General features: G+C 37.3%; 18 protein-coding genes, 1 tRNA gene and 1 pseudogene. 11 read left to right on the top strand and 9 right to left on the bottom strand.

The features are described 5' to 3' along the window. Positions 1 to 28: 28 nt before the first annotated feature. Positions 29 to 1,234 (bottom strand): DegT/DnrJ/EryC1/StrS family aminotransferase, encoded by a 1,206-nt coding sequence (locus HX109_RS13255; RefSeq protein ID WP_178952755.1) that lies wholly within the window; start codon positions 1,232 to 1,234, stop codon positions 29 to 31. Between the two features lie 73 nt (positions 1,235 to 1,307). After that, positions 1,308 to 1,937, bottom strand: coding sequence for an NAD(P)H-dependent oxidoreductase (locus HX109_RS13250; RefSeq protein WP_178952753.1), 630 nt, complete (start codon positions 1,935 to 1,937; stop codon positions 1,308 to 1,310). Between the two features lie 191 nt (positions 1,938 to 2,128). Here HX109_RS13250 and HX109_RS13245 point away from each other — a divergent pair. The 5 genes from HX109_RS13245 to HX109_RS13225 all read left to right on the top strand — a co-directional run bounded on the left by HX109_RS13245 (position 2,129) and on the right by HX109_RS13225 (position 5,107). Next, positions 2,129 to 2,213, top strand: a tRNA-Ser gene (locus HX109_RS13245). A 504-nt stretch (positions 2,214 to 2,717) separates the two neighbouring features. Continuing rightward, on the top strand, positions 2,718 to 3,014 hold the full coding sequence (locus HX109_RS13240) for a transposase (RefSeq protein ID WP_178952751.1): 297 nt from the start codon (positions 2,718 to 2,720) through the stop codon (positions 3,012 to 3,014). 277 nt (positions 3,015 to 3,291) lie between these two features. Continuing rightward, positions 3,292 to 3,558 carry a transposase gene (locus HX109_RS13235; protein ID WP_178952749.1) on the top strand — a complete coding sequence of 89 codons (267 nt, stop codon included), beginning with the start codon at positions 3,292 to 3,294 and terminating at the stop codon, positions 3,556 to 3,558. Between the two features lie 35 nt (positions 3,559 to 3,593). Next, positions 3,594 to 4,439, top strand: coding sequence for an IS3 family transposase (locus HX109_RS13230; RefSeq protein WP_255462699.1), 846 nt, complete (start codon positions 3,594 to 3,596; stop codon positions 4,437 to 4,439). Between the two features lie 179 nt (positions 4,440 to 4,618). Beyond that, a complete protein-coding gene (locus HX109_RS13225) occupies positions 4,619 to 5,107 on the top strand; it encodes an IS3 family transposase (RefSeq protein ID WP_178952747.1) in 489 nt (162 codons plus the stop codon). A 71-nt stretch (positions 5,108 to 5,178) separates the two neighbouring features. Here HX109_RS13225 and HX109_RS13220 read toward each other — a convergent pair whose 3' ends face one another. Then, complete coding sequence (locus tag HX109_RS13220) at positions 5,179 to 5,532, bottom strand: winged helix-turn-helix transcriptional regulator (RefSeq protein WP_255462698.1); 354 nt, start codon at positions 5,530 to 5,532, stop codon at positions 5,179 to 5,181. A gap of 98 nt (positions 5,533 to 5,630) precedes the next feature. Here HX109_RS13220 and HX109_RS13215 point away from each other — a divergent pair, with 98 nt between their 5' ends. From HX109_RS13215 to HX109_RS13200, 4 genes are all read left to right on the top strand, one after another. Next, the gene (locus tag HX109_RS13215) at positions 5,631 to 6,230 is read left to right on the top strand and encodes a nitroreductase family protein (protein WP_178952745.1); all 600 of its coding nucleotides are present in this window, start codon (positions 5,631 to 5,633) and stop codon (positions 6,228 to 6,230) included. Beyond that, positions 6,227 to 6,703 (top strand): cupin domain-containing protein, encoded by a 477-nt coding sequence (locus HX109_RS13210; RefSeq protein ID WP_178952744.1) that lies wholly within the window; start codon positions 6,227 to 6,229, stop codon positions 6,701 to 6,703. The genes HX109_RS13215 and HX109_RS13210 overlap by 4 nt, the downstream gene beginning before the upstream one ends. Next, positions 6,700 to 7,848, top strand: a complete 1,149-nt coding sequence (locus tag HX109_RS13205) for an L-dopachrome tautomerase-related protein (protein WP_178952742.1) — start codon at positions 6,700 to 6,702, stop codon at positions 7,846 to 7,848. Before HX109_RS13210 ends, HX109_RS13205 begins: the two co-directional genes overlap by 4 nt. Positions 7,849 to 7,952: 104 nt before the next feature. Next, positions 7,953 to 8,249: a putative quinol monooxygenase gene (locus HX109_RS13200; RefSeq protein ID WP_178952740.1), complete on the top strand. Its 297-nt coding sequence runs from the start codon at positions 7,953 to 7,955 to the stop codon at positions 8,247 to 8,249. Positions 8,250 to 8,566: 317 nt separating this feature from the next. Here the strand turns inward: HX109_RS13200 and HX109_RS13195 are convergent. The 4 genes and pseudogenes from HX109_RS13195 to HX109_RS13180 all read right to left on the bottom strand — a co-directional run bounded on the left by HX109_RS13195 (position 8,567) and on the right by HX109_RS13180 (position 14,333). Next, positions 8,567 to 9,743: pseudogene (locus tag HX109_RS13195) on the bottom strand (IS256 family transposase). 130 nt (positions 9,744 to 9,873) lie between these two features. After that, positions 9,874 to 11,340: a PQQ-dependent sugar dehydrogenase gene (locus tag HX109_RS13190; RefSeq protein WP_178952738.1), complete on the bottom strand. Its 1,467-nt coding sequence runs from the start codon at positions 11,338 to 11,340 to the stop codon at positions 9,874 to 9,876. Next, the gene (locus tag HX109_RS13185; RefSeq protein ID WP_178952736.1) at positions 11,324 to 12,982 is read right to left on the bottom strand and encodes a sulfatase; all 1,659 of its coding nucleotides are present in this window, start codon (positions 12,980 to 12,982) and stop codon (positions 11,324 to 11,326) included. The genes HX109_RS13190 and HX109_RS13185 overlap by 17 nt, the downstream gene beginning before the upstream one ends. 25 nt (positions 12,983 to 13,007) lie before the next feature. Beyond that, positions 13,008 to 14,333 (bottom strand): sugar porter family MFS transporter, encoded by a 1,326-nt coding sequence (locus HX109_RS13180; protein WP_178952734.1) that lies wholly within the window; start codon positions 14,331 to 14,333, stop codon positions 13,008 to 13,010. A 143-nt stretch (positions 14,334 to 14,476) separates the two neighbouring features. Between HX109_RS13180 and HX109_RS13175 the strand changes: the two genes are divergently transcribed. Both HX109_RS13175 and HX109_RS13170 read left to right on the top strand, forming a co-directional pair. After that, complete coding sequence (locus HX109_RS13175) at positions 14,477 to 17,065, top strand: PQQ-binding-like beta-propeller repeat protein (protein WP_178952732.1); 2,589 nt, start codon at positions 14,477 to 14,479, stop codon at positions 17,063 to 17,065. A 2-nt stretch (positions 17,066 to 17,067) separates the two neighbouring features. Beyond that, positions 17,068 to 19,788 (top strand): PQQ-binding-like beta-propeller repeat protein, encoded by a 2,721-nt coding sequence (locus HX109_RS13170; protein ID WP_178952731.1) that lies wholly within the window; start codon positions 17,068 to 17,070, stop codon positions 19,786 to 19,788. A gap of 141 nt (positions 19,789 to 19,929) precedes the next feature. Here the strand turns inward: HX109_RS13170 and HX109_RS13165 are convergent, their stop codons facing one another. Then, on the bottom strand, positions 19,930 to 20,958 hold the full coding sequence (locus HX109_RS13165) for a glycoside hydrolase family 71/99-like protein (RefSeq protein WP_178952729.1): 1,029 nt from the start codon (positions 20,956 to 20,958) through the stop codon (positions 19,930 to 19,932). A gap of 293 nt (positions 20,959 to 21,251) precedes the next feature. Further along, positions 21,252 to 22,412, bottom strand: a complete 1,161-nt coding sequence (locus tag HX109_RS13160) for a hypothetical protein (protein ID WP_178952727.1) — start codon at positions 22,410 to 22,412, stop codon at positions 21,252 to 21,254. Between the last annotated feature and the right edge of the window lie 89 nt (positions 22,413 to 22,501).

Raw genomic sequence — 22,501 nt, 5'->3', positions numbered from 1 at the left:
TTTGATTTTTTTGATATTGTTTTGAACTCTATTTTGCTGTTTCTAAAATATTTTCCAAAACCTCATTCATCTTTTCGGCCCTTTGTTTAACCTCTTCTTCTGTCCAACTTAATTTAATAAGTATTGAGATGTTTCTTCCCAGCCAGTGGTCGGATTGTTTAAAGTCCTGCATATGGTAATCTGGCAAGCCAATTACAACCTCTTGAGGAAGTTTCCCAAGCGTTTTTAAGTCTTTTAAATGATCCCACTTTTTAATGTAATGCCAATTATTATCAAACCAATAGAAGCAACCATCCACACCATTATTCACCAATTCCTTTTGGGTTGTTCTAGCCGTTACTTCATCAGGCATAAAAAAGCTTAAAAAGGAATAGTTTTCTACACCGCCATCTGGAACGCTCCTCATTTCCACACCGGGAATATTTTCAATAGCATTTCTTAGTATGGCATAATTTTTCTTCTGAATATCGATAAATTCATCCAAACGCGCTATTTGAGCTAAACCAACAGCGGCATTTAATTCAGAAATCCTATAATTATATCCTAAGAAAGGATGTGTTTCTGCCCCTCGGTCTTTTCCAATATGATCGTGGCCATGATCCGAATAATGATCGGAGTTTATTTTATAATCTTCATTATTCGTTATAATAGCGCCGCCTTCCCCGCAAGTGATTGTTTTTACATAATCAAAAGAAAAGCAACCAAGATCGCCGTAGCTACCTAAAGGCTTTCCATCGAAACTTCCACCTATAGCTTGGCATGCGTCTTCCAATAAAAGCAAATTATGCTCTTTGCAAATAAGGGACAATGCTTTTAGATCTGCCATAGAACCACACATGTGCACTGGCATGACCACTTTGGTTTTATCTGTAATAGCCTCTTTTACCTTCTTAGGATCTAGCGTTAACGTATTGTCGATATCCACTAAAACAGGAACCGCTCCAAGTGCAATTATCGATTCAAAACTAGCTACAAATGTAAAGGTTGGCATTATAACTTCGTCCCCTGCCCCTATTCCGGCACTTGCCAGTGCAACCGTTAAAGCAGAAGTACCACTGCTTACCAATTGGGTGTGCTTTACTTCCATTCTTTTGGAAATGGCATCCTCGAGCTCCACAGCTTTCCAATGACCGTTACGCATTCCATCAAAACCATAACGCATTAAAACACCGCTTTCCAGTACATCGTTTACTTGTTTTCTTTCCTGATCCCCAAAAAGTTCAAATCCTGGCATAAAATATATTTTTTAAAGCACACAAAGTTAAAGAAATGCTTTGTGCATTGAAGTTATAACTACTAAACTTTTATTAAAAATCGATAACACTATCCTTTAGAGGCTTCCTTACCTTCTTAAAAGAGGCAAACATATCGTCTTCTGCACGATACCCTACCGGAAGTACTAAAACCGAACTTAAGTTCCTTTCTTTAAGATTAAGGGTTTCGTCGTATTCCGCTGGCACGAAACCTTCCATGGGACAAGCATCTATGCCCTCAAGAGCGCAAACCGTTAAAAGGTTGCCCATAGCCAAGTATGCTTGATTTTTAGCCCACTGTTTAATTTCCTCCACGGTTTTACTCTCAAAATCATTGATTAGAAAATCTTGGAAAGGAGCCAATACCTCATCTGGAGTGTTTCGAATATGCTTCACCCTCTCAAAGTAACTCTTTATGTACGCCTCGTTAATTTTGTCTTCGATACAAAATATTAAAAGATGTGAAGCTTCTTCAACTTGAGCTTGATTCCATGAACTTGACTTTAATTTAAATTGAATGGTTTTATCTGAAATAACTACCAATTTTACGGGTTGAAGACCGTAAGAAGTAGCCGTTAAATTAAAAGCTTTTTTTAAGGTATTTATTTTTTTCTCTGAAAGTAATTTTTCCCTATCAAACTTTTTAACAGCATAACGCCACTCTAAAGCATCAATAATACTCATGGTTAATAGATTTTACACAAATGTAACAGATTCTATCCTTTTTTTGTGTCCTTGGAATTAAATATTAAACCTAATTTTAAAAAACCTAAGTTTTAGTTCACTGATAATCAAATACAAAATTCACAAGTATAAAAAAAGTACATTTTAGTCTTTCTGAATTGAAAAAAGGTTTCTATATTTGCACCCGCAAAGGAGAAATGGCAGAGTGGTCGAATGCGGCAGTCTTGAAAACTGTTGAGGGTCACACCTCCGGGGGTTCGAATCCCTCTTTCTCCGCTAGTAAAAACCGTAAATATTTGTTTTTCAATTATTTGCGGTTTTTTGCTTTTCGATATTCTACGATTTTTGTACGGTAATTATTTTTTACTCCTTCAATAGTATAAAAATGAAGTATATTTAAATACTTTTATATATATACCTGAATAATCATTTTGAACGTAATAGCGCTACAAATACATGTATTAACTTCCTCTTTTTTTAATGGAGTTAAGTCGATGAAAAACCAATAAGCAATAGTAAGAACCTTAAAGATCGATTCGTACTATGGTTTTATTGGATCAATCCCAATTGTTGTGTTTATGCAAAAATTTTGGTCAATCTGAAAAGGAAGAATTCTATATTTTTCATCCCTCTAAACTGAGTCCTAAAAGCTTTTAATCCAGATTCTTAAACCTCTTTATACCAATGTTCGAGTTTGGTATATGCTATTTCTTGGAGTCGCTACCTTTATTCGGACACAAAATTTAGGACCATTTGTGAGAAAACAAATATCTTAGAAACATGAAAAATCGTTATTACAATCCTGAATTAAAGGAGCGAGCAGTTCGGTTAAGTTACCAGCGCGAGAATATAAAAGAATTGGCGGACGAACTAGGAATAGGGGTAGAAAGAATCTACAAACCGTGTAAAGCGGCTAACTCAGCTACATTGCCTAAGCCTGAAAATCCAATGCCCGATGATGCTTTAGAGGTTAAAAGGCCACGAAAAGCTCTTAAAGAAAAAGAACTTGAACAGGAGATCTTAAAAAAGGCCGTGCACATCTTCTCCAAGAGCGATGGGAGATCTATGGATCCATAGCCAGTTATAGGCATTTATATCCCGTCAGGAAGATGTGCAGGGATTTTAAAGTAAGTAGGAGCAGTTTTTATAGATGGTATACAAAAGGCCCTTCCAAGCGAACATTAGAGTATAGTTTGTTTACAGATTTAGCAAAAAAAGAATTTGATTTAAGCAAACAACGCTATGGCTCTACCAGAATAGCAAAACAGCTAAAGCGTAAAGGGTTTGTAGCCTTCCCTAAAAATAAGACAGTTTAAAATTCGAATTTATTAACTTTAAACTATTAAACTGTCCGATGAAAAAAAGTAGATTTACCGAAAGTCAGATCATTAAGGTCTTAAAGGAAAACGAACAAGGTCGAGCCATTGGCGATATTGCCCGTGAATTGGGTATCGATAAGAGCACCATATATTATTGGCGTAAGAAGTATGGGGGGATGGAGGCCCGAGAGCTAAAACGCCTGAAAGAACTGGAGGAAGAAAACCGCAAGCTCAAACAGATGTATGCGGATGCGAGCCTTGACAATCGAATGTTAAAAGATCTCTTGTCAAAAAAGTTCTAAGGCCTTCCGACAAGAAGCATAGAGCGGTTTATTTGATGAAGGAGTATCAGGTATCCATAAAGCGATCCTGTGATGTAGTAGGGCTGACCCGTTCCATGTGGTATTATCAGACTAAACGTGATGATCGTGAGGTAATCGATAAACTCTCAGAGTTGGCCACGAAGTTACCAACCCGGGGTTTTGATGAATATTATAAACGCATACGTCGCGAAGGCCATATCTGGAACCGAAAACGGGTATTACGGGTATACCGGCAAATGAAGCTTAAATTAAGACGTAAACATAAAAAGCGTATCACAGACAGGGTAAAACATCCTTTAGGGGCCCCTGGACAATTGAATCAAGTCTGGAGCATGGATTTTATGTCAGATGTTCTTTCTGATGGAAGAAAAGTACGCATCTTAAACATAATGGATGATTGCAACCGAGAAGTACTGGCTGTAGATCCAGGATTAAACTATCCTGCCAGAAAGTTGGTGGAAACATTAGAACAATTGGAAGAAGAGGTTGGGCTCCCGCAAACTGTCCGTTGTGACAACGGCCCTGAGTTTATATCCAAGACATTTGGTGAATGGTGCGATAAAAAACGTATCGAAATACGTTATACCCAACCGGGCAAACCGATGCAGAATGGATATATAGAACGCTTGAATAGGTTTTATAGAGAAGATGTATTAAATGCTTATTGGTTTAACGATTTACATCATTTACGGTCATTAAGCAATAAATGGATGGAAGATTACAACAATAACCATCCGCATCAATCATTGGGGAATAAATCCCCTAGGGAATACAAGCCCAGATTCGGGGAAGAATTCTTCCCCGAATCTGATGATATTAATGAAAATTTGTTGAATTTAGCCGTGTCTTATATTGGGTAAGGCTACAGGTTACTGTCTATCTAGGCGTACAGTGGCTAAAATTATGAAAGTGAACCATTGGGTAAGCAAACACAAAAGAAAATATAAAGTGACTACGGACTCGAATCATAAATACCCTGTCTGCAGAAATTTACACAACAGGAATTTTAATCCCAGCAGGTTAAATGCTGCTTGGGTTAATGAAATTACTTATTATCAGGACCAATCAAGGATGGTTATATTTGACAGCTATTATTGATTTATTTGACAGGCAAGTAATCGGTTGGTCATTAAGTACAAGCCTGCACACCAAGCAAACCATTATTCCTGCGTGGAAAATGGCTGTAAGCAAACGTAAGATAAACATGGGTTTAATATTTCACTCGGATCGAGGAATACAATACGCCTCAAAAGCATTTAGAACATTTATAAAATCTACCTCTCTGGTAACCCAATCCATGAGCAGGAAAGGTAATTGTTGGGATAATTCCGTAGCTGAGTCTTTCTTTAAAACCTTAAAAGTAGAACTTGTTTATGATGGTGAGTTTAAAACTATAGAGCAGGCTAAAACTGCAATTTTTGAGTATTTCGAAATATGGTACAACAGAAAACATTTACACTCTTTTTTAGGGTATAAAACTCCTTTTGAAGTAGAACGAGAATTTTATCAATTTAAAAATGTAGCATAGGTCTTAGAAAAAATGTCCGACTTTTTGTTGCAAGTCCAGTGTCGAAAGCCATAAGCTGAAAGGACAATCAGTTATGTATATTTCTCAACCACTAAATCACCCCAATCTGCAATAGACTGAATTAAGGGAATTAAAGTTTTTCCAAAATCTGTTAGCGAGTACTCGACTTTTAAAGGAGGTTTTGAAGTATAAACCTTTCTTTTTATCAAACCATCTTCTTCTAATGCTTTTAATTGTAAGCTCAATGTTCTTTCCGTGACAGTTGGCATTAATTTTCTCAATTCATTATATCTCAATTTCTCGTTCATCAAATAAAATAGAATAACAGTTTTCCACTTTCCACCTATTATTCCCATTGTTAAACTTGCACAACAAGGATATTCTCTACCTCTGAATTTGAGCATTTTTGGTTCTACAGCTTCCATATAATTTATACTATCATTTTTGACCGTTATTGCAAAGATAATGAACTATACTTACTTTTGAAACTATAATTTTTATAGTAATAAAATATATAGAACATATGAGTTTTTTAGAGTCAATGAAAAACCGTTATACAACAAAGAAGTATGACAGTAGCAAAAAAATAGAAGAAGAAAATATTCAAGAGTTAAAAGAAATTCTACAATTAAGTCCTTCTTCAATAAACAGTCAGCCTTGGAAGTTTGTGTTTGTCTCAGACAAAGAAATCAAACAAAAACTTTCAGAAGTGTCTTGGTTAAATACAAATAAAGTTATTGATAGTGATACGGTTGTCGTTTTCAGTCGAATTAATGACATTCATCTATTCGAAAAACAAATTGAAAATGAACTTCCTATAGGAGCAGTTAATTATTACAAAGAGTTCATAAAACCTCAATCGGAAGAGCAAATCAAATCTTGGTTTGACCGACAAGTTTATTTGGCTTTGGGTGTGTTTTTAAGTGCTTGTGCTGAAAAGGGAATCGATGCAACACCAATGGAAGGTATCGAACCTGACAATTACGATAAAATACTAAATCAGCAGCACTATTCTACTCTTATGGCTGTAGCAATAGGTTACAGGGACATTGAAGACCTTAACCAACCACTGAAAAAACCAAAATCAAGAAGAGATATTAACAAAGTAATAGAAACAATATGAAACATTTAATTTTTATCGCTGTACTAATTTTTAGTACCATCTTATTTGGGTGTAAAAGCAATCCAGTCCAAAACTCTGTTCAGGATAAAAACAATAAATTGGAAGTAAATCATTTTACTTTCAACGATATTCCGATGGATACTATTTCCGAAGGTATGACAAGGAGATGGTTTTATGGTGAAAAAGGGCAAATGGCGATTTTCTATATGGAAAAAGGAGCCCATATTCCTTGGCACAAACATCCTAATGAGCAAATAACATTTATTCAAGAAGGAAAAGTTAAAATTAAAACTATTATAGAAGGCAAGGAAGTATTTAAAATTGTTTCAGCAGGTGAAGTAATTGTTTTTCCCGAAAATGTACCTCACGAATTTTGGGCGTTAGAGAAAACAGTAGATCTGGACGTTCACGTTCCTGTGCGTCAAGATTGGCTTTCAGAAGATTTACCTGATTATTTAAAAAATAGCAAATGAAAAATTATTTATATATCATAGTGGTAATTGCTTTTTTTTCCTGTAAACAAAATACAAAGCAAAAGGAAACCACAACAGATGAAGCATCGCAAACAATGCATTTTAGAGAGAAAGAAATAGAAACTTTCGCAACTGTCAATGAAGCCGTAGGCAATATTTCATTTACAGTAAATGGAGATTTGGTTTATAGTCATCACCCATTTTTTGAACCCAAAATACGAGTGGTTAAAATGAACAAAGAAACAAAGCAGATAGAGCCCTTTCCTAATTTGGATTGGAATACACCAAGAGAATCTGACGAAAATTATTTGAGCAATGTATTAGGTGTTAGAAATGATGAAAATGGAATTGTTTGGATGATAGATATGGCACAACGTAATACCATAAAACCTAAGATTGTAGGTTGGAACACTAAAAAGGATACTCTTGAAAAAATTTATTATATAGATAAATCAACTGTAGAACATTCACAGCCCAACGATATGGTAGTTGACACCAAACATAAGGCATTCATTATTGCAGATGAAGGCATTGGAAAGGGTGGTAATGGTAATGCAGCTGCATTTATTATCGTAGATATGAATACAGGAACTACAAGACGTGTTCTTGAGGGTCATAAAACCACCAAGCCTGAAAACAACCCAACAGTTATTAATGGCAAAAAGTTGGCAGTTAATGGCAACGCTCTTTTGGTTGGTAATGACGGAATCACATCAGATAAGGATTTTGAATGGATTTACTATGCGCCTTTAAATGGTACAAAGATTTATCGAATAAAAACTATTGACTTATTAAATGAAAGTTTATTAGAGGGAGAGTTGAGTGCAAAAATAGAGACGTATTCTGAAAAACCAAACAATGGAGGTATGAGTATTGATAAGGATAGAAATATTTATATGACAGCGGTAGAGAGTAACTCTGTGGCCGTAGTTTTTGCTAAAGACCGGAGTGTAGGAACCATTGCCAAAAACCCAAATATGGTATGGCCTGATGGCGTAAGCTATAATCATATTGATGGTTTTATGTATGTTTCGGCAGCTCAAGTTAACAGAGGGGCAATTTTCAATAATGGAGAAAACAAAGCCTCACAGCCATTTTATATATTTAGATTTAAACCAATAACTGAAGGAGTTCCATTTAGATAAATAGAGATAGTAAAATAGTAATACTATTTGCGTTTAGTATGCTTTTCGCAATGTGTAGTGATCAGAAAATTGACAACAAATCAAATAATTCAAAAACAGAAATAATGAGTAATCAAAAGTTAACCATTATAGCAAAAATTTTGGCAAAACCAGAAAAGAAAAAATTAGTAAAAAGTGAACTTTTGAAACTGATTGATGTTACTAGGGCAGAAAATGGATGTATTAATTATGATTCACACCAAAATAATGAAAATGAAAATCTATTCTTATTTTATGAAAATTGGGAAAGCAGAGAATTATGGCAAATACATATGAACAATACACACTTGGCTGGATTTATGAAGGCGACTGATGAGGCTGTAGAAGAATTTACCCTAAAAAAAGTGATACATATAGAATAGAAAAGCAAGTTGCCAACAAGACGTGTTTAAGCAATAGCGGTTTGAGTCCCAACTTGAACCGCTTTTTTCATTTATTTAAAGTATACTGTAACCTGAAAAGTAGCTTAGAAAATCTGCTACGGCTGATACACAAAACCTTTGGGCACATTTAAATTTCACAATAAGATGAAGCAATTATTAAACATACTACAAACCTGTTATGTATTTTAAATAATGCTGACACTATTCCGCAAAGTGTGTAAAGTTTAAATAACCGGGGTTAGGCTTATTTAAAGTCTGATCCTTTTTTCATACCCGCCTGCCAGTCGGGCAGGGATCTAGAGGAACTGATTTAAAATAATGCCCCAGTTCCTGATGGGCATGGTCCATTTTTTAGAGCATTCCCTTGTAGCCAAATATACAGATTTCATCAAGGCTTCATCTGTATGGAAAGACAGCTTATTTTTAATGTACTTCCTGATTTTCCCATTGAGGTTCTCGATAAGGTTCGTGATATAAATGATCTTTCTTATTTCCAAGGGGAACTCAAAGAATACCGTAAGGTCTTCCCAGTTGTCCCGCCAGCTCTTCAAGGCATACGAATATTTACTTTCCTATTGTCCTGCAAAATCATCCAGGGCAGCTTTTGCGGCCTGTTGGTTAGGTGCATTGTAGATATGCTTCATATCCGCTGTAAAGGCTTTTTTGTCCTTCCAAACCACATATCTGCAGGCGTTGCGTATTTGGTGCACCACACAGATCTGGGTCTTGGAATCAGGGAACACGTTCCTGATGGTATCGGTAAACCCGTTCAGGTTGTCGGTGGCCGTGATAAATATATTTTCCGTGCCCCTAGATTTTATATCGGTAAAGACACCCATCGAAAAGGCTGCAGATTCATTCTTGCCCAACCAAAGCCCCAATAGTACTTTCTTCCCATCCCTGCGAAGCCCGACTGCTATGTATTATGTATATTGTCTTATTGATCACCTTGGAGTTCTCCCGTACCTTGAAAACGATCCCATCCATCCAAACAATAAGGTATACGGGTTCCAATGGACGGTTCTGCCAGGCCACGATATCATCGGTGACCTTTTCGGTGATCCGGGAGATGGTGGAAGTGGAAACTTCAAAACTGTAAACTTCCCTGATCTGTTCTTCGATATCGCTATTGCTCATTCTTTTGGCATAGAGCGATACGATGACATTTTCAATGCCATCAACCATATTCCCACGTTTGGGCACGATCATCGGGTTAAAGGAAGCATTACGGTCCCTGGGGACCTGAATATGGGACTCCCCAAAGGAGGTGCGCACCCTTTTTTGACAAAAACCATTGCGGGTATTGGGATTGTCGGACTTCTGGCTCTTGTCATAGCCCAAATGCCCATCCAATTCGCCTTCGAGCATTTTCTCAATGCCACGTTTCTGCAGTTATTTTAAAAAGCCATTGAGCTCATCACCGCTTTTAAACTGCTTCAAAAATTCATCGCTAAATAAATCTTCTTTTTTTATACTGTGTAAAATTTAAAATTAGACAAAAAAATAACAGGGGTCGCGACCCCTGTTATTTTTCTATTTACACAGTTTATGAGATAGTCCTCTATTGACAAATTATCAACGCAAATAGGTTTAACCTGAGGTATTATAATTTTGAGGGTATCAATCTGAAGATAAATCCTGGTTTTTCCACAGAAATGTATAAGTATCCATCAGGACCTTCAATAACATTACGTAACCTTCCTACGTTTTTCAGTAACTTTTCTTCCTTGACCACCTTTCCATTTTCGATAACGCATCTATTAAGATATTTAAACCGTAAAGACCCAACCAGTAAATCTCCCTTCCAAGCATTGTATCGGCTAGAAGTTACAAATGTCATTCCGCAAGGGGCTATTGATGGAACCCAGTAATGCAGAGGTTGTTTCATCCCCTCCTGTTGAAGCTTTTCGGTAAAAGTTGTTCCATCATAGTTTATTCCGTAGGATACAACCGGCCATCCATAATTAACACCCGGTCTAATGATATTAATCTCATCACCTCCCCGAGGACCGTGCTCATGCTCCCATAATTCTTCTGTTTCTGGATGAAACGCCAGTCCTTGCGGATTTCTATGCCCCAATGAATAAATCGATGAAACCGCTCCCTCTTTGCATATAAAAGGATTATCCAAAGGTATGCTGCCGTCTGTATTGATTCTATGTATTTTACCAGCCTTTTTAGATAGATCCTGCGGGTTTACATCCCGTTCTCCTCGATCCCCTACCGTTATGTATAAATGTCCCTCTTTATCAAAAGTCATTTTTCCTCCAAAATGATATTGCTTATTAGTATAGGGATTTGCCGAAAACAACATTTTTTTATCCGATAACATATTATCTTTTAAAGTAAACCTGCTCACTACAGTAGTGGTAAGAGAATCTTTCCCTTCTATTTTTAAATCGGCGTAGGAAAGGTATACATGATTGTTTTTTGGAAAATTTGGGTCGATTTGAATTTCAAAAAGACCATCTTGATCTTTTGTTCGTACTTTTGGCACTCCCTTAATTTGATATTTGTTTCCATCAGAATCAATTTTAAAAAGCGCACCTGAACGGGCAGTTACCAACATATCACCATTAGGCAACCAATTCATATGCCAAGGTATTTCAATACCACTAAACACAGTATCCAAAGTAATCACATAATCATCCGTCCTAACGACATTTGAAGACAATTTCTCAGCTTTAAAACCGTACTTTTCAACTTCTTCTATACCCTCCGTTATATATTCCGCTAAATTTTGTATTTCTTTTGCGCTTAACGTATTTTCCCAAGCAGGCATTCCTGCATCCATATATCCTTTTGAAATACTCTTAACCAGCGAATCAAATGATTTTCCATGCTTCCATTCCCTGTCCACAAAAGCCTGCATTTGCTGTCCATGACAACCTGAGCATAGGTTCTCATAAGTAGCTTTTGCTACTACCGTGGCACTGTCTATTTTTTTTTCTTTTTTTGTGCCAATATCGGTTTCTTTATTTTCGGAAGTATTTTTACAACCAAGAGTATTAACCAATAAAAAACAACCTAATACGATTGAATACGATTTAATTTTAACCTTTGGTAACATCTTTCCCTATGTGATTAATTTTTTGCAAATATTTTTCTGTGTACTCTTTATCCAATTCTTCTGAGTCACCATATTCTAAACGCATTTCCTTTAATTTTTGTTTCAATTCCTTAACGACATCGGTGTATTGAGGATCGTTGTATACATTTTGCATTTCATTGGGGTCTTTTTCCCTATCGTACAACTCCCACTCATCAACGTCATAATAGAAATGGATGAGTTTATATCTTTTAGACACCAAGGCATAGTGACGCTTTACCATATGTATAGATGGGTATTCGTAGTAATGGTAATAGACCGCCTCCCTATCCCAAGCATCTTCCTTGCCTTTCAGCAAAGGCATTAGGCTTTCTCCTTGCATATCGGTTGGTTGTTCTATTCCCGCAGCATCCATCAACGTTTGTGCAAAATCTAAATTTTGAACCATTTCCGAAGTAGAGCTTCCTGGAGACACAACACTAGGCCAACGAATCAACAATGGAGTTCTAAATGATTCTTCATACACGAAGCGTTTGTCGAACCATCCATGTTCCCCTAAATAAAAGCCCTGATCAGAAGTATAGACTACAAGGGTATTATCGGTTAGACCATTCTCGTCCAAATAGTTCAAAAGACGCCCCACATTTTCATCTACCGCTGCTATTGTTCCTAAATAGTCTTGCATATAACGTTGGTATCTCCACTGCATCTTTTCCTTTTCAGTCATATTCGGATAACGCTTTTTAAAGTCTTCGTTCATTGGCATATAAACACTGTCCCAACTTGCTCTTTGTTCTTCGTTCATCCGTCCCACTTCGCGGTAAAATGCTTTTTTGTCCCAACCAGAAGCATCAGGTATACCTAATTCGTCCATTACTTTCGGATAAACCTTGCTATCCCCGGCCCAATTCATGTGTTTTAATAAATTCATTTCAGCCGTCTTAGCAGCTGTTCCCCTTCCTTCATAATCATCGAATAGCGTTTCTGGTTCCGGAAATGTTTTGTGAATGTACTCCTTGTAGTGTCGGGGAGCCGGTAGCCATTCCCTATGTGGAGCTTTATGAAGGTACATTAACATGAAAGGTTCTTCCTTATTGCGTTCATTGTCCAACCAATTAAGTGTCATATCCGTAATAATATCGGTTACATAGCCCTCAACATTAATCTTCCCCTCCGATTTCGTAATAAAATCCGGATTATAGTATTTTCCCTGTCCGGGTAAAATCTTGAATTCATCAAATCCCTTTGGATTATTTCCAAAATGTAGTTTACCAAACATTGCTGTCTGATATCCTGCCTTTTGAAAATACTGAGGAAATGTTATCTGTGTGGTGTCAAATGGAAAATGATTATCCGTTTTCCCATTAATATGGCTATGCTTACCCGTTAAAATTACCGCACGGGATGGTGCACAAATAGAATTGGTTACGCTGGCGTTTGTAAACAGCATCCCTTCCTTCGCCAAACGATCTATATTAGGTGTTTTAATCAATTTGTCACTATAAGCACTAATGGCTTGATAAGCATGGTCGTCCGACATCATAAAAATGATATTTGGACGCTTTGCATTTTTTTCAGCAACAGCTATTTCTTCCTTTTTTTCTTTACAGCTGTATAGAGTAATTACTAACGTAATTAATAATATCTTAAGTTTAACTTTCATACTTTTCTAATTTGGAAATTGTCATTTATATACCCAACTTTTTCTGTATTTCTTCCAATGAAACACCTTTGGTTTCAGGCATCATGAATATGGCAAAAATTAATTGTAGGACCATCATTGCTGCAAACATCCCAAAGATAGGCCATGGGTTTTCTGAGAAGATATCAATAACCACTGGTCCAAGTAATGTTATCAATGCTGCAAAAACCCAATGTGTTCCTGTTCCGAATGCTTGTCCAGCTGAACGTACATGGTTGGGAAAAATTTCGGCAATGAAAACCCAAATAATAGCTCCTTGCCCTACCCCATGGGATGCTATGAAACCCATTATCGATATCAAAAGAACCAATGAACTAAGATGTGCGTAAAAACTTACAGCAATCATAACCAAGCTCGTTATATATCCAATTGAACCTATTATAAGTAATTTCCTCCTTCCAAGGACATCAATTAGATTGAGCCCAACAAATGTAAAAACAAGGTTTATAGCACCAATGAATATTGAATTATAGAGCGACTCTTTGGATGCCAACCCTGCCATTTCAAGAATCTCTGGGGCATAATACAATACAAAGTTTATTCCCGATAGCTGATTAAAAAATGCCAACAAAAATGCTAATACAAGGGGTTTTTTATATTGACTGAAGAACGATTTTTGGGAATTTTCTTCTCGAATATCTGCGAGCTCAATGTTTTTGATTTCCTGATCAACATTCGCAATTCCCATTTTTTCCAGCACTTTTCTCGCCGAAACTTCGTCTTTCTTTATAGCGATAAGCCAACGAGGACTCTTAGGCACCATAAACATAAAGGTAAAATAAATAAAAGCAGGAATGGCTTCCACACCTAGCATCCAACGCCAATCGTTAGCTCCATCAAAGCCCTTTAATAAATAATTGGATAAGTAAGCTATTAGGATTCCCAATACTAAATTAAATTGATAAAGCGCTACCAATTTACCTCTATTACTTGCCGTAGATATTTCAGATATGTACATTGGACCCGCTACTGTAGATGCTCCTACACCAACCCCGCCGATAAACCGGAAAAATGAAAATATATATGGGTCTTGAGCCAGGGCTGAACCTATCGCGGACACAAAATACAAAACACCAATGATGAGTAACGTATTCTTTCTTCCAAGTTTCTGACTAGGAATTCCTCCCATCAATGATCCCAGAACTGTACCCCAGAGAGCCATAGACATTATGAAAAGTCCATGGAATAAAGGAGAAGTTTCCCAAAGCTCTTTTATTGGAAGATTGGCACCGGAAATAACAACTGTATCAAACCCAAATAAAAAACCGGATAACGAAACAGTAAATGCCCATAAAAATTGATTTGACTTCATAAAAAAATTTTAATCGATTAGTTAACAAAAGGCGAATATAACAAAATTAAACAAACAAAGTACACGTGTAATATAATTTTTGTATACTTGTATTCCAAAATTTAAGTTCAGTTACCAATCAATTCTAAAACATTTTATAAAGAATGAAGCTAAATTGGAGTGTTAAACTAGCGATAATAGTTCTGACTTCTTTTTCATCAATAGCCCAAAACAACCCAGAAAATTTTATTAGCTCTGGAAATGAGGAAATTGATTCTATAAGAATAGAAATCTCTTTACATCCAACTAATCTCGATAACGCATTAGAACGGAAAGCCGTTCTTTATCGCTGGTGGCGTTTACTATGGCGCCAAGGAATAAATTTACGCGATCTAGATCCTATTGCCAACAATCTAATTAATACATCTGTAAAAAGCCAGAATGATTATAAAACAATCGATATTGGCTTTCATCACTTAGAAGAAATAATTCGAAATCCTACTTATATTAAAGAAGTAAAAGGAGAGCCCAATCACTCTGGTACGACTAAAAATGACTGGCCATTTTATCATGGTACTACAACTTCACAAAAAGGTTTTAGTAGCGATCCAGGTCCTACCGAAGGGAAAATTAGTTGGAAATATCCCAAAACCAATGGTTGGGACATTGCTCCGGTAATTGAAAATGGAAAAGTTTATGCCGCTGGTGCCGGTAACGATGTAGTTGCTTTTTGCTTCGATGAGAAGACTGGTAAAACCTTGTGGAAAGGAAAACAAAATTCCATAAGTTACTATAATGACAGTGGTGCCCAATCCGCTCCATATATTTCAGAGGATAGGGTTTTTATAAAAACGAAAAGAGACCTTCTTGTCTTAAATAAGGCTAACGGAAAAAGCCTTGGAAAAAAAGAGCTGAAACAGGTAAAGCAGAAGGTAAACCTAAAAAAACCCTTTCCAATGGTCAATAATATAAATTATATAGACGGAATAGATCGGGATACGGGTGAAATAGGCTGGCGATTCGTACCCGATGGTTTAATTACAGGAAAACCTTACCTAAGTGATTTCTTCTTTTACGTGACAGATTTTAACGGTCGGTTATATATGATAAATCGAACGACAGGCAAAAATATGGGAAGTCTCAAAATTTCCGAATCGCTTAGAGGTATCATTGGTGAAGACAATCAGCAAGTCTATGTTTCAGATGGGGATGGTAAGATTATCGCAGTCGACAAACACTCTGCTAGGCAGCTTTGGAAATTTATTCCAAACCATATAGAAAAAAAAGCTTTTGAACATTATTCCGGGGGCATCATTAAAAACAACAAACTTTATGTTGGAAGTGCTAATGGGCGTTTGTACTGCATAGATACCCAAACGGGTAAGAAACTATGGGAATATAACACACATAGTTGGATTAAATCTAAACCAGTAATCGTGGGGAATACAATTTATGCAGCCACCATCAATGGAATGCTCTTTGCTATTACGAAAGATAGTGGGAATCCTGAATTAAAATGGAAGAAAAAAATCAGTGACCATGGATTTTTTGCTGATTTAGCGGGCACCCCTAACGGTATCGTACTAACAGACACAAATATGAAAATGTACTCCGTAAATATAGAAAATGGGAAGTTACAATGGAAACAAAGTGTAATAGACGGTGCCTGGATTGATGACGATTTCTATGCAGCAGATGAAATTTCCGGTCAACAAAGCTCCCCTACCATAGTAGACAACACTTTATATATTGCTGGGCCAGACGGATTTCTTAACGCAGTGGATACCAAAACGGGCTTAGAAAAATGGCGGTTTGAGCTTAAGAGTAGTGTATCACCTTCCCCAACCGTGGCAGAAGGGCTGGTATTTGTTGGTCAAACATACAAAAGTTATGGCATCTATTACGCTCTTGACAAAGATACTGGAGAAGTGGTTTGGTCTACCAATCAATTTGGAAATGTTTGGGTAGCAGCAACGTATGCCAATGGACTCATGTTTGTAGGTAACATGAATGGGGATTTTTTTGCATTCGAACCGAAAACAGGTAAAAAAGTTTGGAGTTATTTTACGGGAAAAAATACTCCCAAAGAACGTATCAACAAAAAAGTAAATCATGGCCATGGATGGCCACCTGGTGTATATTGTAATCCTGTAACAGAAGGAAATGTGGTATATACAGGTTCTTGGTCGGGTTACTACTTCGCTTTCGATCAAAAAACCGGAGAGCTATTATGGCGCTGTAAAACACAACCGAAAAATACTAATGGAGGCCTTCCCGATTCGGCAGCCCCCGTCCTTCATAAAAACTACCTATATGTTCAAAAAGCAGGAAGAAGTATAGCCGCAATAAACAAGCTTACGGGAAAAATTGAATGGGAGTGGCAGGCTCCGGCAGGTTTCCTTCAAAATGGAACTGTTGCCGCACATGATAATATGATTTATGGCTCTGCAGTAAGACAAGTTACGACTCTACCCTACAAGGCTACTATCTTTTCATTCTCCGACGTTGAAAATGGGGGCGAAAAAAAATGGGAATTTAGAGGTGGCGGAGGCCTAACCGCTCCAGTTATCGCATCCAACAAGCTAATATTTGGTTCCTCAGCAGATCCGTTCGTAACATGTATCAATGCTGAAAATGGTAAACTTCTGTGGAGAACCCATGTAGGAGGAATGATGTTAGAAAGTGTGCCCAGTATATATGGCAATAAAGTTTTTGCCTTAATTAAAAATGGATATTTATACGCAATACAGTAAAAATGAAAACAAGATTTAAAGTAAAAATGGTACTTCTAGCATTTGTTATAGGTATTACCCTTCAAGCGCAGGAAACAACATTCAAGAGTAGTGGAAGTGAGGAAATTGATAATGTACGCCGTACTATAAAAAAGAATCCTACAGGTGCTGATAATTTCAGGAAACGTTCAGTCCTGATGTATATGTGGTTGGGTTCTTTGCAACAGCTGGGGGCAGATTTAAGTTCTTTTTTTGATACCGATACAGAATATTACCGTTTAGAAGGTATAATCAACCGTTCCAAGGGAGATGAAAAGGAAGTTGCACTTAAAAAAATGGGCAACCTTATAGATAAAGGTTATGCAGAATTGGAAGTTATATACAGAGATTACATAACCAACGGCCCTGTGTTTAAACCTTTTGAGAGTGACGGTAAAAACTTTCCTTCCAATGGAAACATGAACACAAATTGGTCCATGTTTCAAGCCAACGAGCACAACAATGGATATACAGATGCTCCGGGAGCAAAATTTGGAAAACAGGCTTGGAAATACCCCATTGGCTTGGGATGGTATTCAAGACCAGTGATTGAAAAAGGAAAGGTATATATTGCTTCACCCGGGATGTATACCACTAGTTTTTGTCTGGATTTAAATACAGGCAAAGAAATCTGGAGATCCACACAGGAACATCCACTTTTCGGTATTTATAAGTATCCGGCCATAATGTCGACCCCAGTAATACAGGAAGATAAAATAATACTGAGGGAAGTCAATAGTCATGGAGGGAATAAAGGTCAGGCTAAGCACTTAGTTTATATTGATAAAAACACAGGGGAAACCTTAAGCAGGAAATATGCAGGTCATGTGGATTATAGAACTCAAAATGCCCCAGTGGCATCGAACGGAAATTACGTGGTTTACCCATTTGGAGTTGCCGATATCTATAGTTATCCTCCTATTTGTCAAAATTTTAACCGTTTGATCTGCAAGGATCAAAACAATGAGAAGCTAATATGGGATTTTAATGTTGGTGATATAGATGCCCTTGCCGAGCCGGTAATTACAGATAATATGGTTTTTCAAGGTACTATGGAGGGATATCTTTACGCCCTAAATATCGTACCGGGTACAAACGATAGTAACCATGTTGATCTCTCCGGCACTAATGAAGACCAATTGATTGCTTGGAATTTTAAGGCAGATGGTGCAATCAATACCAAGGTTTTGCTAGAAAACGGAAGGATTTTCTTCGGGTCGAATGGAGGTACAGTTTACTGCTTGGATGAAAAAACGGGAGAAAAAATATGGTCAATAAATGTACCCAACGTTGAATTAAGGGCCCGCAAACACTTTACATCCGGGGTAATCCATAACAATACGTTGTACATGGGTGCTGCCAATAATCGTTTATATTCCATTGATAGTAATTCTGGAAAGATAAATTGGGAAATCCAAACAGAAGACTGGATCAGATCAAATCCTGTAATTTTGGATTCCGAAATCCATGTTGCGGATATTTCTGGAAACCTTTATCAATTCAGCAAAAAGGGGGAGCGCAATTGGCAAAAGCAAATATCGACCCATCCCATTTATGCTGATCTTACGGCACAAGACGGCAAAATTGTACTTAATGATAGCAATCTAATGACATATTGCTTAAATACGGAAGGAGACGTTGTATGGAAACATAGCATTTTGGATGCTTATTATAAAGAAAATGGCGAACGAATCTATACAGATCAATTATCCGGAGGCACATACTATCAGTCCAAACCTACAGCTGCAGATGGTTTAGTCTACTTTGGAAACCCTGCAGGTTTTTTATTCGGACTAGATGCGGACACTGGTAAGGAAAAGTGGAAATTTGAAATGGGAGGTGCTATCTCCGTAGGGGCCGCTATACAAGACGGAAAGATTTATGCCGGCCAACAAGGTGGAGAACGTTTTTTTTACTGCCTTGATGCTAAAACCGGGGAGTTGGTTTGGAAACAAACTGTTCCCGGAGGTTGGGTTTGGGGCTCTGCTACCGTAGATGATGGAATGGTCTATGTTCCCACCGTAAATGGTTACGCCGTTTGTCTTGACGGAGAAACAGGAAATATTATTTGGATGTACCCTACCGCTAAATCAGTTCCGGCCGAACCCGCAGTAGATGGAGACCTGGTTTATTTTGGATCATGGAGCAGATCACTATACGCCTTCAATAAAAAAACTGGGGAAATTGTTTGGAAAGCTAATGGTATAGGATTGGATAGCGGGACCTTAATTGCTAAAGACGGTAAAATTTATCTTCCCCATCACAACAACATATTCATGTATTTTGATGCCCAAACAGGTAAAGTCTTGAATGATGGAAACAAAAGCAAAAAGGACAAAGGCAACTATTCTAATTTCAATGCTAGCCCCGCTTTTCATGATGGTCGAGGTTTCTTTACTGCCAGAGTCGGCATAGGTTTAAAAGGCGTACCCTTAACTTCAAAAGTATATGCGGTAGATGCGGAAACTGCCAAGGTACATTGGACATTTCCTGACGGAGGAGGACTTTCAGCTCCTGCCCTGGCCAGTGGAAAAGTGTTTATTGGCTCCGGAAACTATCCGTATTTATATGCTTTAGAACAAAAAACCGGAAAGCCGTATTGGATATATAAAATGGGAGCCCGTGTTGAAGAATCTACCCTGTGTATTTATAGGGATAAAGTATATGCCCTATCAGGGGACGGCTACTTACATGCTGTAAAATAAATTCATTATAATAAAAAGGGCTTTAGAGATTACACGTTGTAAAACCTAAAGCCCTTTTTGAATATTGCATACTTTAAAATTTAATCCCTACTTAAAGTGAAATCTTCCAGACCTTGCGCTGGATTAATATTCATTTAATTTTTACATACTGGGATATTGAGGCATTTCCTTCGAATTGGGTCGTTCATTTCTAAGTATCGATGCAGCCTTACCGGTTAGCCAAAGATAATAATCTGAAGGCAATCCCTCGTAGTTTAAAAATGGACTTTCCCCCAGAGGAGGACTGGTAGCTGTTTTAAAGATACAAGTACCCTCATCCATTTCATCAAACATAGCGACATAAACACTTGAAACAGGAAGATCAAAGGCATTGTAAAATTGACGCCAATAAAAAGCGCCTTTTTGTCTTGGGATTTGATTGAACTTGGCCTCCCCCCGTTTTTTGTTAAACCAGCTGAAGCCGGGAAATACGACTGGCATATACAGTAGTCCATTTTTATTACACCATTCCAGATCATCTTGCATTCTGTTTTTTGAATATCTGTCTGCACCTTCCAAAGTACTATATCTTCCTGGCGTCCAAGGTTGAATAATATCTGCCATCTTTATAAGTCTATGTACTGTGCTATCCGACATGCGGTCTCCATCCAAAGTTCTCCAATGATTAGGAACTCCCAAAAGTATAGAGCAGCCACCATACTTAGGATCATTCTTAAAAAAGTCTATAAGTTTTTCTATTTTAACCAGGGAGTAATTTCTGTTTTTAAAACCCGCTCCCCAAATAGCCACTATTGGTTTCCCTTCGAAAGTTATTGAAGTGGAATTTGATTTAGAATTAAGATTGTATTCATTTACAAGGGCTATCCAGTCTTTTTTAATATTTGATAAGATATCATTGTCAGACCCCGTTAAATCGTACATTACAGAAATCAGTCTTTCATGGTTAACCGCACCTTTGAAACAATTATCAAAGACTTTATTCAAGTTAGTATAGCGCTTGGGGTCCTTTATGTTTAAAATAAAGCGTTGTACGAAAATCCCGTCTATGCCATAAGTTTTCATCCATTTGAAATGCCTATCCACCGTTTTTACATTAGCTGAACTAAATACGTAGGCCGTATCTCCGTTTTTAAATCGAAAAGGTGTAGGGTATTTTTCAGCATCCGTCAATTCTGAGGTATCTGGCCAAAAATCAATTACACAGCTACCCGGTTCAAATTATGAATTTTTTTGGTAATGTTTAAACCCAAGCTTGGATCCATCTTTTGGAGTATTAAACCATCCTTGGTACCCACAAAAGATCTTTCCTTTAATATCTGTATTCTTCAAGCTGTTGCTTTGTCCATACGAAGGGATAAATGATGTGTAATAAAAGCAAATGAGCAGCAGTCTGCTATAATTCTTATACTTCTTGTATATTTTAAACAAACTGCTACCCATCATTATAATTTAAAAATTACTTATTATTCTATCCTTTTCACTTTTATATTGTCAAAATTAACGGAAACAGGATTGCCTTCATTAGCCCAACCAAAAACCCTTGCGGTAATATTATACGTAGTGGTTTCTGTTGGGGATATTACCTGGGAGTAAAAATGATTTTCAGATTTATTAAATTTGTAATCGACATCTCCCAACCAAGCTCTAGGACTATTTGGAGTTTCGGGTTTTAATGCATAAAGGTTTACTATGGTTTCATATTGAAGTGCATCCGGCACTACCCTATCAATATTGGCTTCCAACACATATTTATTCCCCGCATAAAGGGTTACTTCCTGATAGGCACCAATCCATGTTTCATTTAAGTAGGTATTGTTCGAGGCCCCTGGTAGTTCTAGGCGCATTCTTTTATTTCCATTGTCATTAACAATAAACTTGTTAAGCCCGCTTACATTATGGGGATTATAGCTGGTGGTGGTCCAATTTGCAAAATCTTGACTAAAAAATGAGTTGGACAAAAGGTTTTGGTTTGCAGGTCTTGGATCTACATCTACAATTGCATCACCAATTTCTTCGATGCGCAAGGCATCTACAAATATATCTGTATTATCAAAGCCATTTTGGTGGGTCAACAAGGAAATATAACAAAATACATTACCGGTTTCATTTGGGGTGAATTCGAAAGTTAAATATTTATAATCATTGCCATCTGTGATCCAAACATCCTGACCGTTGTAGCTCCCATCCTGATTTCTAGCCCAAATGGAAATAATAGCACTTGGAAGGGAGTTATTTGGATTGGCCCATTTAACCCAAGCACTGTAACGGTATCGTTTTGTACTGCTTAAGTTTAATGTCTGTCCTAAATTAATATACTCCGAACCATTAATAGTAGCACTGGCCGGCAGTCTCATAAACAGGTGTTTATTCCCGAATTTTGCATTTCCGTTGTTGTCCACACGAATTATGGCATCGTTCGCAATACTCGGGGCTTTATAGGTTGACCAACCGGTAAGCCCCTCTTCAAAGCCTGGATTGGTATTTAATAGAACTTCAGGTGCTTCGGCATAGGCCACAATCAATTCTTCTTCCTGCACCTGGTAATCGCTATCGCAAGCAACCATAGTGCCAATAATCGCCAGCATTGCACCAGCAAATTTTCCTTTAAATTTTGTTAGTTTCATAATAAAAATTTTAGAGTTAATTAATAATGTACCCACAAAGTGAGATTTATAACCCGACTGCCGTCGGGCAAGTTGCTCCGAGGTTTACC

The sequence above is a fragment of the Galbibacter sp. BG1 genome (assembly GCF_013391805.1).
Classification (GTDB): domain Bacteria; phylum Bacteroidota; class Bacteroidia; order Flavobacteriales; family Flavobacteriaceae; genus Galbibacter.
The sequence above is the reverse complement of the archived record's forward strand: the minus strand, read 5'-3'. Positions and strand labels throughout refer to the sequence as shown.